Origin of the sequence: Shewanella metallivivens (assembly GCF_028750675.1) — a bacterium.
Lineage (GTDB): Bacteria > Pseudomonadota > Gammaproteobacteria > Enterobacterales > Shewanellaceae > Shewanella > Shewanella metallivivens.
In genome coordinates this window covers 37,990-57,078 of sequence record NZ_JAQQPZ010000015.1, presented here as the reverse complement: position 1 = coordinate 57,078, position 19,089 = coordinate 37,990, and the positions used below count along the sequence as shown (strand labels likewise).

Sequence of the window (19,089 nt, the reverse complement as noted above, 5' to 3'; positions counted from 1 at the left end):
CTGAATGGGGCGGTTAGAAAGCCGCCCCCATTTCGTCATTAGACAATCCAAACGGGATCACAGTTAACTCACCCTCAATTCGTGACAAAAAGAAAAACTGCGGCATGTTAAACACCGACAAACGCTGTTTTTGACCATCAAATACGTATGAGTGACTTTCTTTTTCAACAAAATTTTTCATATTGGTATTTTGATACTCTAATTGAGTTAAGCGGTTATGTTCATCAACGATAAACACATCTAACGTATTAGCGCGCTCACGCAGAAAATATTGCTTGGACCCCAACGCGACAAACTGCAGAATAATCGATGGAACACTCGCATAAGGATCATCCACCAGTTCTGGTCTGGCTAACACTAGGTTTTCTACTAAATCTCTTTTCACCGCGGCATCAATTTTACGATACATCATTCCTAGGGAGTTAAAATACATGCCATACCGACACTCACCAATGGTTACTTGATGCATTAATGTATTGGTTTGGCTTACCTTTTTCATTAAACCATAACAACGTAACAATAACGATTTAAGCTGGTTGAAAATCGGCTGCTTTAATTTTTCAGAACAACTAATAATCGATAAATCGACTTTATCATCTGAGCGTTTAAGGCCTAAAATCACAAACGAAATGGCTTCTAATAATGCTGTATCCCCGTTAAAACGGTGGCTTTGCCACTCACCCCAACTGTTTAAACACACAACAGCTACTGACGACAACATATTGGTTTTATCGCGGCCAAACGACAAAATATTTAGGTCAAGATAATCAAACATCAACTCCTGACCTTGCCATTGCCCCGTTGGGTCATGATCAACATTCACCACTAATACGACTTTTTGGTAATACCAGGGTTCACACAAATGCCGTTTAGATACCATCGGTACGTTATGTAAAACCGGTATTAATTTACGCGTTAAATAAGCCAGCTTACTTGCTCGGCGATGGCCTCTACCAATTTGTGACCAGGTAGTATCAGCGGTAGCAAGCCCATTCATTACCGACCAGGCAACTAAACTGCAAACATTGTCTGCTTGGTGAATAACGTGTCCATCATTAACCTCTTTCAATAGTTCGTTTGGAGTTACAGACGTTGCAATTTCAGATTGGGGCTGACGGTAAAGGTAAAATCGAGCCGTAGACTCACAATAACGCACTGTGAGTTCATTCTCGGTAGTCGTGAGACTCCACAACCGATTAAGGGGCTGCAATATATGGTCATCATCGCTAAAATAACCGTGTAACTTTCTTGCTAACAAACCAAGCTCTTCAACTCGCATTCGGTCACTTAAAGCCTGTTTTGAAGCAAATTGAAGTAAGTTTTTATAACTGACGAGCAATAATTCACTCAATTGTTGGTTAAACCATTTTAATTGGCCGGCGTGCCAGTGTGGACTATTATCTAATGTCGTAATTAAATCAGTACTCCACCCCCACTCTTGCACGAGATGAGATATTTTGGCTAAGCGCCAATCTGTACCACTTTTAACAGATTTTTGCGACAGCATCACGCCCGATTTTAAATAAAAACACCGTCTGACAATCTCTAAGCGTCCCGTGTCACTTTGCCCCAGCAAGTACGCCTCAATTCTCTGATATAACATTAAATATGCATCATTATCACTACTAAAATTACTTTGCTCACACAACTGCCAAATTTGTTGAGTTATCAACCTAGTCTGCGGATATTCAGATGCATAAGTTTCAAGTAACAATACTTTTAACAATGCTTTGTGAGGCTTATTTAATCCTTTATAGAGTTGCCATAATGATGCACCAAAATATTCTGCCGCGGGCAGTGACTCAACATCGCCTAAATACAGTAATTGCGGATCTCGAGTGATGCCATCACAATGAGCATTTGGCCACCATGCAACTGTTTTTCCTGCTAAACAAATATGTGAACGATAAAACTCTTCCAGCAGTAACCAATGTTGACTCGTGCCGCTGTGCTCAAGCCCAAGAGATTGATTACTATCAAATGTGTTAGATTGTATAAATTGTTGCGGATGAACAAGGTAAAAATTAACTTCAAAGTCAAACTCTGCAAACCATTGGGTTAGCAACGTATTTTTGTGGCTAATTAAATTTAGTTCGGTTTGAGTTAGATGAGGCTTATACACTAACCACACATCAACGTCGCTTTTGGAATGTTGGCCAAAACTGGCTGTGCTGCCCATAGCGTACACACCTTCAAAGGCAACATCTGTATCTATATATTGAAGATCATCGTCTTGAGGCAAGGTGAGTGATAATTCTGCACACGCTTTTGTGATGTTGTCTGAAAGCGAAAACCCATCAATACCACAAGGTGTTTTTGAATTGATTACGCCGGGTAAATCTTGATGATGACAGCTAAGCATCAAAGGAATAACATTAAACAGGTGTTGTTGAGTGCGGGGTAACACACTCAATACTCGAGCCAAACGAATGCTATTGAGGTGTTGCGCTAATCCTTGTTGATAACCTGTAGAGAGGGTCGCCAAAGCCTATTTCCTTATTTCTTCATGCGATATATACAAAAGCCGGATACAATTTTAATTTTTAGAATTTGAATTTATCACTTTCAGAAGTCAATTGAACATCACAAATTTACCAATTATGTGATCATCGTAGCACTAATTATTCATTTCGCTAGTACTTTAAATCAAAGCTTTTAGGCAAATAAGCGCTACAGACTTCAAACAATTAACATCGATATGTTACATCAAGGCTTTGGCAATGATAGCATTAGCTAAATAAGGCTATCTGATTGGATCTATTAACATGTCTGAAAATGTAATTCGTATTGCAACACGCAAAAGTCCACTGGCTATGTGGCAAGCAGAATTTGTTCAAGCAGAACTTGAACGTATTCATCCTGGTTTACGCGTCGAGCTTTTGCCGATGAGCACTAAAGGCGATGTCATTTTAGATACGCCTTTAGCAAAAGTCGGTGGTAAAGGTCTGTTTGTTAAAGAACTTGAAGTCGCAATGCTTGAAAATCGTGCAGATATTGCTGTGCACTCTATGAAAGATGTGCCAGTAGATTTTCCTGAAGGTTTAGGTTTAGAAGTGATTTGTGAACGTGAAGACCCTCGTGATGCATTTGTATCTAATACCTACAAAACAATTAGTGAGCTTCCACAAGGTGCTGTTGTTGGTACTTCTAGTTTACGCCGCCAATGTCAAATTCGTGCTGCCCGCCCAGATTTAGTCATCAAAGACTTACGCGGTAATGTTGGCACTCGTTTAGCAAAGTTAGACAGCGGTGACTATGACGCAATTATCCTTGCTGCGGCAGGACTTATTCGTTTAAAACTCAATGAGCGTATCGCAAGCTTTATTTCTGCTGAAGAATCATTACCAGCCAACGGTCAAGGCGCTGTTGGTATTGAATGCCGTACAAATGATGAACGTGTTAAAGCATTACTGGCGCCATTAGAGCACAAAGAAACGCGTTACAGAGTATTGGCAGAGCGTGCCATGAACACTCGCTTGGAAGGCGGTTGCCAAGTACCTATTGGGGCTTTTGCTGAAATTAACGGTGAAGAGTTAACGCTTCGCGGCTTGGTCGGCAACCCAGATGGCAGCGAAGTAATCCACGGTACGGTATCGGGTGCAAAAACCGATGCGGTAAGCTTAGGACAAGCATTGGCAGATGACTTATTAAGCCGCGGCGCCAAAACGATTTTAGATGCCGTATATGCTAATTAATCTTTTGTCGTCAAGATAATAGACTATGAAAGTCTTGTTAACGCGCCCGCAAGGGCGCAATCAAGCAATGGAAGAGCAACTGTCAAAATCTGGCGTTGCTTATTTTGTTACTCCTCTTCTAGCCGTTGTAGAAACGACTGAACAACTCTCGCAGTCTCGTCTCAATTGTACTGACAATTTATTATTTATTAGTACTAACGCGGTTGATTTTGCAGCAAAGAAATTACCACACACGTTCCCTCCCCATTGCCGTTACTTTGCTGTAGGGCAAGCGACCGCCGATAGCTTAGCGAAGCACAGTATTAATGCGCTAACATCACCTGACAGCAGTCAAGACAGTGAAGGTCTGTTGTCCTTACCCGAATTGCAACACGTAGAAAATCAAACCTTTATTATTGTGCGCGGCGTCGGTGGACGTGAAACATTAGCAGAGCAATTAACCCAACGCGGTGCCAAAGTGAGCTACTGGCAGGTATATCAACGCACCACTCCGAAGCTAGATGGATACGATATTTGTCACCAATGGCAATCTTTCGGTATTGACACCATTGTGGTTACTAGTGGCGAAATATTATCCAACTTAGTTGCCCTTGTACCAAAAGAATTATTTGCATGGCTACGTTCATGTCATATCATAGTCCCAAGTAGCCGTGTCGAAATACAAGCTAACGCGTTGGGTTTGAACCATATTACCAATGCGAATGGAGCAAATACTCAAGCAACATTAACAAGTCTGGGCATTAATTTGTTATAATGTTGTTAATTAGCGTTGACGCGCATGAAATAACATAGCTTTTATTGGTTGTATTTTTGCTTTCAAGGACTGTTCATGGAAAACAATAAAAAAGATCCACACTCGCCAGCAGACAAGGATGAGAAAGTCATTTCTCCAACAACAGCACCAACAGAAAAGCCGGCTGATAACCAAGAAGAAAGTACGGTCAACAAGCCAGCCAAAGACACTCAGACTAAAAACACTGAAGCTAAAAGCGCCCCAATTAATAACAACCATCGCCAAGCCAAAAAAAGTTCTTGGTGGATCCGTCTTGGGGTATTATTTAGTTTAATTATCGCAATTATTGCCATTGCTGCATGTTATTGGCTTTATTTACAATTGGATAAGCAAGGTGCTAATCAGGGGCAATTCGGTAAAAACATCTCTGAACAAGCCAAACAAAACCAGTCTTTAAAATACGAATTACAACAAATCTCGATGGACAGTAACAAACGTATTACTGCCCTAGAAAAGCAACAATTAAACGACACTAAAGCCTACTCAAAATTAGCAGAACTGCAACAATCAAGTAAGCTACTACAAGAGAGAGTTGCTGTAATTGCTCAGCGCAGTCCTAATCATTGGATGGCATCTGAAGCTGAATACTTAGTCCGCATGGCTGGCAGAAAGCTATGGTTAGAGAATGATCCACAAACGGCAATGGGTTTATTAAAATCAGCTGATGAGCGTATCAGTGCCATGAAAGACCCTGCTTTAACTCATTTGCGTAAAGCACTAGCTAACGATATCTCCAGCGTGAAAGCATTAAAAACCACTGACATCACCAATACTATTTTTGAATTAGATACTGTGATTAGCCAGTTAACCACCTTACCGCTTAATCGTGTGAATGAAGACTTTGCAGAAAAATCTGAGCACCAACCAATAAGTGACTCTGTTGATGATTGGCAACAAAATCTAGCACGTACTTGGCATGATTTGACTGACGGCTTCGTAACTATCCGCAAGCGCACAACAGATTTAGAACCGCTATTATCACCTGAACAACAGTGGTATTTAGTTGAAAATATTCGTAATAAATTGCTGCAGGCACAATTGTCGCTGTATCGTTTTGACCAAATAAACTACAAAAAATCTATTGAGTTAGCCGACAAATGGTTACAACAATATTTTGATGTGTCAGACCCAAAAACGAAAAACACTATCGAAGCGCTAGATAAATTATCCCGGGTCAAAATTGAAAAAGTAACGTTGAATAAATTCCAAGCCACTCCATTATTGCAACAATTGGTCACCTACGGTGAGATTATGCCAATGGAGGAGCTTGCACAATGATCAAAGTCTTAGTGTATGTATTACTTATATTAATCGGCTTGTGTCTTAGCCCATTGATTATTGGCCAAAGCGGTTATGTTTATATTGCTGTCGGTGAGTATCAAATAGAAACAAGCCTGGTTGCTGCCGTTGTAGGGTTAATTGTATTTTACTTTGCGCTACAACTACTTGAATGGGCAATCATGTTGTTGCTCAACCTAGTACTTAATAGCCGCTACTTACCCACTAAATGGCGCCAAAAAGCGGCAAAAAAACATACCTTAGCCGGTGCCTTAGCTATTGCTGAAGAAAATTGGCCAGCAGCAGAAACAGCGATGGCAAAAGGCGCACAACAGGGTGAAATACCTTTGTTGAATCTATTTGCGGCAGCCCGTGCCGCACACCACCAAGGTAAAACAACAGCCCGCGATCATTACTTAACCCAAGCTGAAAAAAGTCCTGTCGCTAAAACCGCGGTGAACACCTCTCGAGCACGCTATTTCATTAAGCAAGGTGAGTTATCACAAGCAAGAGCGATTGTAGACAAGCTTGAACCGACAAGTAAAAGCAGTGAACCTGTACTCAAACTAGCAATCGATTTGTATCAACAACAACAAGACTGGCAGGCACTAAAACTATTATTACCCATCATAGTTAAACGCAAGTTACTAAGTGATGAAGAATTACAAACTCTCAGCATCAAAACGAATACCATTTTACTCGCTGAAGCAGCGAAAATATCTGAAGCAGAATTAGAAAAGTGCTGGCAATGGCTAAGTAAAAACGATCGTAAACAAGATACATTACTTGTGGCTTATGCCCATGGTTTAAATGGATTTAATCGCCATGCTCAAGCGTTAAAGTTATTAAGTAAACAGCTTAAAACCGCACCATCTACAACCCTATTTTCAGCCTTACCACAACTCATTAGTGCTGACGATACCGACATTCGCAATTTATTAGCACGTTTAGAATCAACTCATGAAAATGACGCCGATTATCAAATATGTCTAGCCAAACTCGCAATGCAACAGCGCGATGCTAAACAAGCTAAAGTTCATTGGCAAAATGTTTGTCGAATAGCTCCATCACGTCAATCGTGGCTATCACTTGCCCAAATTCAAGAACAATTAGGGGAAAATACCGCTGCAGCCCAAAACTATCGCAAAGCGGCCAACACCATGTAAGGCTTTAGTATTAATTTCTCTTCACTTAATTAAATAACCCGCTTTTTGCGGGTTTTTTATTCAACTAACTTTCATTTATGCCGATATAAATTTACCGACTACACGTCTTACACCCCTTATAACATCTATATTTTTTACATAATCCTTTAATGTAAATTATCAGTTTTTCAATTACTTAATTTAATATTAACGCAATGTCAAAAAATTGACTGCCTAGATGGCAAATGATAGAATTGTTAGATTGTAGTTAAATTATTTTTAATTTAATTTTTGAGAATAATTTGACCAAAATAACACATACTTACGTATAAATTATCTGATATATCAAAGCTGTTGGGAGCTTCACATGGAATCGATTAAAACATCACTAAATGGGATACTTTCTGCCTCAAATGGCAAAGTAACCATGCTCATCAATAATGAAACGACAGAGCTTCAGTTGGGACAAATGGTGCCAGCTGGAGCGTCAGTAACAAGTAACGACGATATCAGCTTCGTTATCACTTTTGATGATGGCACCATTTTTAACAGCGCTGAAACGCCTGCAGATGAATCGATTGCAAATACCATAAAAGCCCCTGCTGTCTCAGCGGAGCAAGTTGTTGACCAAGCAACATTAGACGAAATTGAAGCCCTGCAAGATTTAATTGCAGCTGGTGAAGACCCTACGGAAGAGTTACCTGAAACCGCTGCTGGCACCCCAACTGCCAATCAGGGTGAATTTGGATATATCTCAGTATCAAGAGATGCTAACGAAACACTAGCGTCTAATGGTTATGATACAACTGGAGCTCTAGCTACCCCAACAGCTGAAATCCAGGAAGAAGGTCTAGGCGAAAATGATTCCCCATCAGTTTTAGTTAACGATGCAAATACCATAGCGGAAGACCAAGTTGCTTCAGGTAATGTACTAAGTAATGACACCGATGCAGATACCGCATTAAGCGTTGTCAGCTTTGAAGTTGATGGCGAAACCTACGCTGCTGGGACTGAAGTCACTTTAGAAAATGGCGTGCTCGTACTGAATGCAGACGGTTCTTACACCTTCACACCAAATGAAAACTGGAACGGCAGCGTTCCGGTCATTACCTACACCACCAACACCGGTATTACTGCAACCTTAACCATTGAAGTCACGCCGCTTGATGACGACTCAGTATTGGTTAATGACAGCAATATCATTGTTGAAGATACGGTAGCCACAGGCAACGTATTAGATAACGACAGCGATGTGGATTCTGATCTAAGCGTTGTCAGCTTTGAAGTTGATGGTGAAACCTACGCTGCTGGGACTGAAGTCACTTTAGAAAATGGCGTGCTAGTCCTGAATGCAGACGGTTCTTACACCTTCACGCCAAATGAAAACTGGAACGGCAGCGTTCCGGTGATTACCTACACCACCAACACCGGTATTACTGCAACCTTAACCATTGAAGTCACGCCGCTTGATGACGACTCAGTATTGGTTAATGACAGCAATATCATTGTTGAAGATACGGTAGCCACAGGCAACGTATTAGATAACGACAGCGATGTGGATTCTGATCTAAGCGTTGTCAGCTTTGAAGTTGATGGTGAAACCTACGCTGCTGGGACTGAAGTCACTTTAGAAAATGGCGTGCTAGTCCTGAATGCAGACGGTTCTTACACCTTCACGCCAAATGAAAACTGGAACGGCAGCGTTCCGGTGATTACCTACACCACCAACACCGGTATTACTGCAACCTTAACCATTGAAGTCACGCCGCTTGATGACGACTCAGTATTGGTTAATGACAGCAATATCATTGTTGAAGATACGGTAGCCACAGGCAACGTATTAGATAACGACAGCGATGTGGATTCTGATCTAAGCGTTGTCAGCTTTGAAGTTGATGGTGAAACCTACGCTGCTGGGACTGAAGTCACTTTAGATAATGGCGTGCTAGTCCTGAATGCAGACGGTTCTTACACCTTCACACCAAATGAAAACTGGAACGGCAGCGTTCCGGTCATCACCTACACCACCAACACAGGCATTACTGCAACCTTAATCATTGAAGTCAGCCCTGTTGACGATCCAACGGTTACTGTTGATGACGTTGTTACCGTATCTGAAGATACCCCTGCGACAGGCAACGTATTAGATAACGACAGCGATCCAGATTCTGATTTAAGTGTCGTCAGCTTCGAAGTTGAAGGCCAAACGTACCAACCGGGTACTGAAGTTATCCTCGACGGCGGCGTATTGTTCATCAATGACGATGGTTCTTACACCTTCACGCCAAATGAAAACTGGAACGGCACAGTTCCTGTGATCACCTACACCACCAACACAGGTGAAACGGCGACACTGACGATTGAAGTCAGCCCTGTTGACGATCCAACGGTTACTGTTGATGACGTTGTTACCGTATCTGAAGATACCCCTGCAACAGGCAACGTATTAGATAACGACAGCGATCCAGATTCTGATTTAAGTGTCGTCAGCTTCGAAGTTGAAGGCCAAACGTACCAACCGGGTACTGAAGTTATCCTCGACGGCGGCGTATTGATCATCAATGACGATGGTTCTTACACCTTCACGCCTAACGATAATTGGAACGGCACAGTTCCGGTGATCACCTACACCACCAACACAGGTGAAACGGCGACACTGACGATTGAAGTCAGCCCTGTTGACGATCCAACGGTTACTGTTGATGACGTTGTTACCGTATCTGAAGATACCCCTGCAACAGGCAACGTATTAGATAACGACAGCGATCCAGATTCTGATTTAAGTGTCGTCAGCTTCGAAGTTGAAGGCCAAACGTACCAACCAGGTAGTGAAGTTATCCTCGACGGCGGCGTATTGATCATCAATGACGATGGTTCTTACACCTTTACGCCTAACGATAATTGGAACGGCACAGTTCCGGTGATCACCTACACCACCAACACAGGTGAAACGGCGACACTGACGATTGAAGTCAGCCCTGTTGACGATCCAACGGTTACTGTTGATGACGTTGTTACCGTATCTGAAGATACCCCTGCGACAGGCAACGTATTAGATAACGACAGCGATCCAGATTCTGATTTGAGTGTCGTCAGCTTCGAAGTTGAAGGCCAAACGTACCAACCAGGTAGTGAAGTTATCCTCGACGGCGGCGTATTGATCATCAACGACGATGGTTCTTACACCTTTACGCCTAACGATAATTGGAACGGCACAGTTCCGGTGATCACCTACACCACCAACACAGGTGAAACGGCGACACTGACGATTGAAGTCAGCCCTGTTGACTACGCGCCAACCATTGATGTGGTGGCCAATGACTTTACTGAAAACAGCGCCGTTGAAGGCGATGTGGCCGCAACCTACACCACCTTTGATGAAGACGGTGATGCACTGACCGTGGACTTCACCCCAGGCAGCAATGACGACGGCTACTATGCGTTAGTCAACGGCGAAGTGGTATTAACCCAAGCCGGTGCGGACTTAGTCAACAACGGCGGCACCCTGCCTGCGGTCGACTTAACCGTCTCGGATGGCAGCTTAACCGGTCAAGACAGTGACACACCGGTGATCACGCCAACCAATGACGCGCCAACCATTGATGTGGTGGCCAATGACTTTACTGAAAACGGCGCCGCTGAAGGCGATGTGGCCGCAACCTACACCACCTTTGATGAAGACGGTGATGCACTGACCGTGGACTTCACCCCAGGCAGCAATGACGACGGCTACTATGCGTTAGTGAACGGCGAAGTGGTATTAACCCAAGCCGGTGCGGACTTAGTCAACAACGGCGGCACGCTCCCAGCGGTCGACTTAACCGTCTCGGATGGCAGCTTAACCGGTCAAGACAGTGACACACCGGTGATCACGCCAACCAATGACGCGCCAACCATTGATGTGGTGGCCAATGACTTTACTGAAAACGGCGCCGCTGAAGGCGATGTGGCCGCAACCTACACCACCTTTGATGAAGACGGTGATGCACTGACCGTGGACTTCACCCCAGGCAGCAATGACGACGGCTACTATGCGTTAGTGAACGGCGAAGTGGTATTAACCCAAGCCGGTGCAGATTTAGTCAACAACGGCGGCACCCTGCCCGCGGTCGACTTAACCGTCTCGGATGGCAGCTTAACCGGTCAAGACAGTGACACACCGGTGATCACGCCAACCAATGACGCGCCAACCATTGATGTGGTGGCCAATGACTTTACTGAAAACGGCGCCGCTGAAGGCGATGTGGCCGCAACCTACACCACCTTTGATGAAGACGGTGATGCACTGACCGTGGACTTCACCCCAGGCACCAATGACGACGGCTACTATGCGTTAGTCAACGGCGAAGTGGTATTAACCCAAGCCGGTGCAGATCTCGTTAACAACGGCGGCACCCTGCCMGCGGTCGACTTAACCGTCTCGGATGGCAGCTTAACCGGTCAAGACAGTGACACACCGGTGATCACGCCAACCAATGACGCGCCAACCATTGATGTGGTGGCCAATGACTTTACTGAAAACAGCGCCGTTGAAGGCGATGTGGCCGCAACCTACACCACCTTTGATGAAGACGGTGATGCACTGACCGTGGACTTCACCCCAGGCACCAATGACGACGGCTACTATGCGTTAGTCAACGGCGAAGTGGTATTAACCCAAGCCGGTGCAGATTTAGTCAACAACGGCGGCACCCTGCCCGCGGTCGACTTAACCGTCTCGGATGGCAGCTTAACCGGTCAAGACAGTGACACACCGGTGATCACGCCAACCAATGACGCGCCAACCATTGATGTGGTGGCCAATGACTTTACTGAAAACGGCGCCGCTGAAGGCGATGTGGCCGCAACCTACACCACCTTTGATGAAGACGGTGATGCACTGACCGTGGACTTCACCCCAGGCACCAATGACGACGGCTACTATGCGTTAGTGAACGGCGAAGTGGTATTAACCCAAGCCGGTGCAGATTTAGTCAACAACGGCGGCACCCTGCCCGCGGTCGACTTAACCGTCTCGGATGGCAGCTTAACCGGTCAAGACAGTGACACACCGGTGATCACGCCAACCAATGACGCGCCAACCATTGATGTGGTGGCCAATGACTTTACTGAAAACGTCGCCGCTGAAGGCGATGTGGCCGCAACCTACACCACCTTTGATGAAGACGGTGATGCACTGACCGTGGACTTCACCCCAGGCACCAATGACGACGGCTACTATGCGTTAGTCAACGGCGAAGTGGTATTAACCCAAGCCGGTGCAGATTTAGTCAACAACGGCGGCACCCTGCCCGCGGTCGACTTAACCGTCTCGGATGGCAGCTTAACCGGTCAAGACAGTGACACACCGGTGATCACGCCAACCAATGACGCGCCAACCATTGATGTGGTGGCCAATGACTTTACTGAAAACGGCGCCGCTGAAGGCGATGTGGCCGCAACCTACACCACCTTTGATGAAGACGGTGATGCACTGACCGTGGACTTCACCCCAGGCAGCAATGACGACGGCTACTATGCGTTAGTGAACGGCGAAGTGGTATTAACCCAAGCCGGTGCGGACTTAGTCAACAACGGCGGCACCCTGCCTGCGGTCGACTTAACCGTCTCGGATGGCAGCTTAACCGGTCAAGACAGTGACACACCGGTGATCACGCCAACCAATGACGCGCCAACCATTGATGTGGTGGCCAATGACTTTACTGAAAACGGCGCCGTTGAAGGCGATGTGGCCGCAACCTACACCACCTTTGATGAAGACGGTGATGCACTGACCGTGGACTTCACCCCAGGCAGCAATGACGACGGCTACTATGCGTTAGTCAACGGCGAAGTGGTATTAACCCAAGCCGGTGCGGACTTAGTCAACAACGGCGGCACGCTCCCAGCGGTCGACTTAACCGTCTCGGATGGCAGCTTAACCGGTCAAGACAGTGACACACCGGTGATCACGCCAACCAATGACGCGCCAACCATTGATGTGGTGGCCAATGACTTTACTGAAAACGGCGCCGCTGAAGGCGATGTGGCCGCAACCTACACCACCTTTGATGAAGACGGTGATGCACTGACCGTGGACTTCACCCCAGGCAGCAATGACGACGGCTACTATGCGTTAGTGAACGGCGAAGTGGTATTAACCCAAGCCGGTGCAGATTTAGTCAACAACGGCGGCACCCTGCCCGCGGTCGACTTAACCGTCTCGGATGGCAGCTTAACCGGTCAAGACAGTGACACACCGGTGATCACGCCAACCAATGACGCGCCAACCATTGATGTGGTGGCCAATGACTTTACTGAAAACGTCGCCGCTGAAGGCGATGTGGCCGCAACCTACACCACCTTTGATGAAGACGGTGATGCACTGACCGTGGACTTCACCCCAGGCACCAATGACGACGGCTACTATGCGTTAGTCAACGGCGAAGTGGTATTAACCCAAGCCGGTGCAGATCTCGTTAACAACGGCGGCACGCTCCCAGCGGTCGACTTAACCGTCTCGGATGGCAGCTTAACCGGTCAAGACAGTGACACACCGGGTATTGCGGGTCAAAATGACGCGCCAACCATTGATGTGGTGGCCAATGACTTTACTGAAAACGTCGCCGCTGAAGGCGATGTGGCCGCAACCTACACCACCTTTGATGAAGACGGTGATGCACTGACCGTGGACTTCACCCCAGGCACCAATGACGACGGCTACTATGCGTTAGTCAACGGCGAAGTGGTATTAACCCAAGCCGGTGCGGACTTAGTCAACAACGGCGGCACCCTGCCAGCGGTCGACTTAACCGTCTCGGATGGCAGCTTAACCGGTCAAGACAGTGACACACCGGGTATTGCGGGTCAAAATGACGCGCCAACCATTGATGTGGTGGCCAATGACTTTACTGAAAACAGCGCCGCTGAAGGCGATGTGGCCGCAACCTACACCACCTTTGATGAAGACGGTGATGCACTGACCGTGGACTTCACCCCAGGCACCAATGACGACGGCTACTATGCGTTAGTCAACGGCGAAGTGGTATTAACCCAAGCCGGTGCGGACTTAGTCAACAACGGCGGCACCCTGCCTGCGGTCGACTTAACCGTCTCGGATGGCAGCTTAACCGGTCAAGACAGTGACACACCGGTGATCACGCCAACCAATGACGCGCCAACCATTGATGTGGTGGCCAATGACTTTACTGAAAACGGCGCCGCTGAAGGCGATGTGGCCGCAACCTACACCACCTTTGATGAAGACGGTGATGCACTGACCGTGGACTTCACCCCAGGCACCAATGACGACGGCTACTATGCGTTAGTCAACGGCGAAGTGGTATTAACCCAAGCCGGTGCAGATCTCGTTAACAACGGCGGCACGCTCCCAGCGGTCGACTTAACCGTCTCGGATGGCAGCTTAACCGGTCAAGACAGTGACACACCGGGTATTGCGGGTCAAAATGACGCGCCAACCATTGATGTGGTGGCCAATGACTTTACTGAAAACAGCGCCGCTGAAGGCGATGTGGCCGCAACCTACACCACCTTTGATGAAGACGGTGATGCACTGACCGTGGACTTCACCCCAGGCACCAATGACGACGGCTACTATGCGTTAGTCAACGGCGAAGTGGTATTAACCCAAGCCGGTGCGGACTTAGTCAACAACGGCGGCACCCTGCCTGCGGTCGACTTAACCGTCTCGGATGGCAGCTTAACCGGTCAAGACAGTGACACACCGGTGATCACGCCAACCAATGACGCGCCAACCATTGATGTGGTGGCCAATGACTTTACTGAAAACAGCGCCGTTGAAGGCGATGTGGCCGCAACCTACACCACCTTTGATGAAGACGGTGATGCACTGACCGTGGACTTCACCCCAGGCAGCAATGACGACGGCTACTATGCGTTAGTGAACGGCGAAGTGGTATTAACCCAAGCCGGTGCAGATTTAGTCAACAACGGCGGCACCCTGCCCGCGGTCGACTTAACCGTCTCGGATGGCAGCTTAACCGGTCAAGACAGTGACACACCGGTGATCACGCCAACCAATGACGCGCCAACCATTGATGTGGTGGCCAATGACTTTACTGAAAACGGCGCCGCTGAAGGCGATGTGGCCGCAACCTACACCACCTTTGATGAAGACGGTGATGCACTGACCGTGGACTTCACCCCAGGCAGCAATGACGACGGCTACTATGCGTTAGTGAACGGCGAAGTGGTATTAACCCAAGCCGGTGCAGACTTAGTCAACAACGGCGGCACCCTGCCCGCGGTCGACTTAACCGTCTCGGATGGCAGCTTAACCGGTCAAGACAGTGACACACCGGGTATTGCGGGTCAAAACGACGCGCCAACCATTGATGTGGTGGCCAATGACTTTACTGAAAACAGCGCCGCTGAAGGCGATGTGGCCGCAACCTACACCACCTTTGATGAAGACGGTGATGCACTGACCGTGGACTTCACCCCAGGCACCAATGACGACGGCTACTATGCGTTAGTCAACGGCGAAGTGGTATTAACCCAAGCCGGTGCAGATCTCGTTAACAACGGCGGCACGCTCCCAGCGGTCGACTTAACCGTCTCGGATGGCAGCTTAACCGGTCAAGACAGTGACACACCGGGTATTGCGGGTCAAAATGACGCGCCAACCATTGATGTGGTGGCCAATGACTTTACTGAAAACAGCGCCGCTGAAGGCGATGTGGCCGCAACCTACACCACCTTTGATGAAGACGGTGATGCACTGACCGTGGACTTCACCCCAGGCACCAATGACGACGGCTACTATGCGTTAGTCAACGGCGAAGTGGTATTAACCCAAGCCGGTGCAGATTTAGTCAACAACGGCGGCACCCTGCCCGCGGTCGACTTAACCGTCTCGGATGGCAGCTTAACCGGTCAAGACAGTGACACACCGGTGATCACGCCAACCAATGACGCGCCAACCATTGATGTGGTGGCCAATGACTTTACTGAAAACGGCGCCGCTGAAGGCGATGTGGCCGCAACCTACACCACCTTTGATGAAGACGGTGATGCACTGACCGTGGACTTCACCCCAGGCAGCAATGACGACGGCTACTATGCGTTAGTCAACGGCGAAGTGGTATTAACCCAAGCCGGTGCGGACTTAGTCAACAACGGCGGCACCCTGCCTGCGGTCGACTTAACCGTCTCGGATGGCAGCTTAACCGGTCAAGACAGTGACACACCGGTGATCACGCCAACCAATGACGCGCCAACCATTGATGTGGTGGCCAATGACTTTACTGAAAACAGCGCCGTTGAAGGCGATGTGGCCGCAACCTACACCACCTTTGATGAAGACGGTGATGCACTGACCGTGGACTTCACCCCAGGCACCAATGACGACGGCTACTATGCGTTAGTCAACGGCGAAGTGGTATTAACCCAAGCCGGTGCAGATTTAGTCAACAACGGCGGCACCCTGCCCGCGGTCGACTTAACCGTCTCGGATGGCAGCTTAACCGGTCAAGACAGTGACACACCGGTGATCACGCCAACCAATGACGCGCCAACCATTGATGTGGTGGCCAATGACTTTACTGAAAACGGCGCCGCTGAAGGCGATGTGGCCGCAACCTACACCACCTTTGATGAAGACGGTGATGCACTGACCGTGGACTTCACCCCAGGCAGCAATGACGACGGCTACTATGCGTTAGTGAACGGCGAAGTGGTATTAACCCAAGCCGGTGCAGACTTAGTCAACAACGGCGGCACCCTGCCCGCGGTCGACTTAACCGTCTCGGATGGCAGCTTAACCGGTCAAGACAGTGACACACCGGGTATTGCGGGTCAAAACGACGCGCCAACCATTGATGTGGTGGCCAATGACTTTACTGAAAACAGCGCCGCTGAAGGCGATGTGGCCGCAACCTACACCACCTTTGATGAAGACGGTGATGCACTGACCGTGGACTTCACCCCAGGCACCAATGACGACGGCTACTATGCGTTAGTGAACGGCGAAGTGGTATTAACCCAAGCCGGTGCAGATTTAGTCAACAACGGCGGCACCCTGCCCGCGGTCGACTTAACCGTCTCGGATGGCAGCTTAACCGGTCAAGACAGTGACACACCGGTGATCACGCCAACCAATGACGCGCCAACCATTGATGTGGTGGCCAATGACTTTACTGAAAACGTCGCCGCTGAAGGCGATGTGGCCGCAACCTACACCACCTTTGATGAAGACGGTGATGCACTGACCGTGGACTTCACCCCAGGCACCAATGACGACGGCTACTATGCGTTAGTGAACGGCGAAGTGGTATTAACCCAAGCCGGTGCAGATTTAGTCAACAACGGCGGCACCCTGCCCGCGGTCGACTTAACCGTCTCGGATGGCAGCTTAACCGGTCAAGACAGTGACACACCGGTGATCACGCCAACCAATGACGCGCCAACCATTGATGTGGTGGCCAATGACTTTACTGAAAACGTCGCCGCTGAAGGCGATGTGGCCGCAACCTACACCACCTTTGATGAAGACGGTGATGCACTGACCGTGGACTTCACCCCAGGCASCAATGACGACGGCTACTATGCGTTAGTCAACGGCGAAGTGGTATTAACCCAAGCCGGTGCAGATCTCGTTAACAACGGCGGCACGCTCCCAGCGGTCGACTTAACCGTCTCGGATGGCAGCTTAACCGGTCAAGACAGTGACACACCGGGTATTGCGGGTCAAAATGACGCGCCAACCATTGATGTGGTGGCCAATGACTTTACTGAAAACRGCGCCGCTGAAGGCGATGTGGCCGCAACCTACACCACCTTTGATGAAGACGGTGATGCACTGACCGTGGACTTCACCCCAGGCAGCAATGACGACGGCTACTATGCGTTAGTGAACGGCGAAGTGGTATTAACCCAAGCCGGTGCGGACTTAGTCAACAACGGCGGCACCCTGCCTGCGGTCGACTTAACCGTCTCGGATGGCAGCTTAACCGGTCAAGACAGTGACACACCGGTGATCACGCCAACCAATGACGCGCCAACCATTGATGTGGTGGCCAATGACTTTACTGAAAACGGCGCCGTTGAAGGCGATGTGGCCGCAACCTACACCACCTTTGATGAAGACGGTGATGCACTGACCGTGGACTTCACCCCAGGCAGCAATGACGACGGCTACTATGCGTTAGTCAACGGCGAAGTGGTATTAACCCAAGCCGGTGCGGACTTAGTCAACAACGGCGGCACGCTCCCAGCGGTCGACTTAACCGTCTCGGATGGCAGCTTAACCGGTCAAGACAGTGACACACCGGTGATCACGCCAACCAATGACGCGCCAACCATTGATGTGGTGGCCAATGACTTTACTGAAAACGGCGCCGCTGAAGGCGATGTGGCCGCAACCTACACCACCTTTGATGAAGACGGTGATGCACTGACCGTGGACTTCACCCCAGGCAGCAATGACGACGGCTACTATGCGTTAGTGAACGGCGAAGTGGTATTAACCCAAGCCGGTGCAGACTTAGTCAACAACGGCGGCACCCTGCCCGCGGTCGACTTAACCGTCTCGGATGGCAGCTTAACCGGTCAAGACAGTGACACACCGGGTATTGCGGGTCAAAACGACGCGCCAACCATTGATGTGGTGGCCAATGACTTTACTGAAAACAGCGCCGCTGAAGGCGATGTGGCCGCAACCTACACCACCTTTGATGAAGACGGTGATGCACTGACCGTGGACTTCACCCCAGGCACCAATGACGACGGCTACTATGCGTTAGTGAACGGCGAAGTGGTATTAACCCAAGCCGGTGCAGATTTAGTCAACAACGGCGGCACCCTGCCCGCGGTCGACTTAACCGTCTCGGATGGCAGCTTAACCGGTCAAGACAGTGACACACCGGTGATCACGCCAACCAATGACGCGCCAACCATTGATGTGGTGGCCAATGACTTTACTGAAAACAGCGCCGCTGAAGGCGATGTGGCCGCAACCTACACCACCTTTGATGAAGACGGTGATGCACTGACCGTGGACTTCACCCCAGGCACCAATGACGACGGCTACTATGCGTTAGTGAACGGCGAAGTGGTATTAACCCTGCCGGTGCGGACTTAGTCAACAACGGCGGCACCCTGCCTGCGGTCGACTTAACCGTCTCGGATGGCAGCTTAACCGGTCAAGACAGTGACACAC

General features: G+C 48.6%; 6 protein-coding genes. 5 read left to right on the top strand and 1 reads right to left on the bottom strand.

Features of this window, described 5'->3' with window-relative positions; all coding sequences use genetic code 11:
- Positions 1–13: 13 nt before the first annotated feature.
- Positions 14–2,485, bottom strand: a complete 2,472-nt coding sequence (locus PQR79_RS18380; RefSeq protein WP_238103081.1) for a class I adenylate cyclase — start codon at positions 2,483–2,485, stop codon at positions 14–16.
- Between the two features lie 280 nt (positions 2,486–2,765).
- Here PQR79_RS18380 and hemC point away from each other — a divergent pair, with 280 nt between their 5' ends.
- From hemC to PQR79_RS18355, 5 genes are all read left to right on the top strand, one after another.
- On the top strand, positions 2,766–3,695 hold the full coding sequence (gene hemC / locus PQR79_RS18375; protein ID WP_238103082.1) for a hydroxymethylbilane synthase: 930 nt from the start codon (positions 2,766–2,768) through the stop codon (positions 3,693–3,695).
- Between the two features lie 25 nt (positions 3,696–3,720).
- The gene (locus PQR79_RS18370; protein ID WP_238103083.1) at positions 3,721–4,449 is read left to right on the top strand and encodes a uroporphyrinogen-III synthase; all 729 of its coding nucleotides are present in this window, start codon (positions 3,721–3,723) and stop codon (positions 4,447–4,449) included.
- Positions 4,450–4,524: 75 nt separating this feature from the next.
- Positions 4,525–5,766 carry a uroporphyrinogen-III C-methyltransferase gene (locus PQR79_RS18365; RefSeq protein WP_238103084.1) on the top strand — a complete coding sequence of 414 codons (1,242 nt, stop codon included), beginning with the start codon at positions 4,525–4,527 and terminating at the stop codon, positions 5,764–5,766.
- Positions 5,763–6,932, top strand: coding sequence for a heme biosynthesis HemY N-terminal domain-containing protein (locus PQR79_RS18360; protein WP_238103085.1), 1,170 nt, complete (start codon positions 5,763–5,765; stop codon positions 6,930–6,932). Before PQR79_RS18365 ends, PQR79_RS18360 begins: the two co-directional genes overlap by 4 nt.
- 346 nt (positions 6,933–7,278) lie before the next feature.
- Positions 7,279–19,011: a cadherin-like domain-containing protein gene (locus PQR79_RS18355; RefSeq protein ID WP_274408603.1), complete on the top strand. Its 11,733-nt coding sequence runs from the start codon at positions 7,279–7,281 to the stop codon at positions 19,009–19,011.
- Positions 19,012–19,089 lie beyond the last annotated feature (78 nt).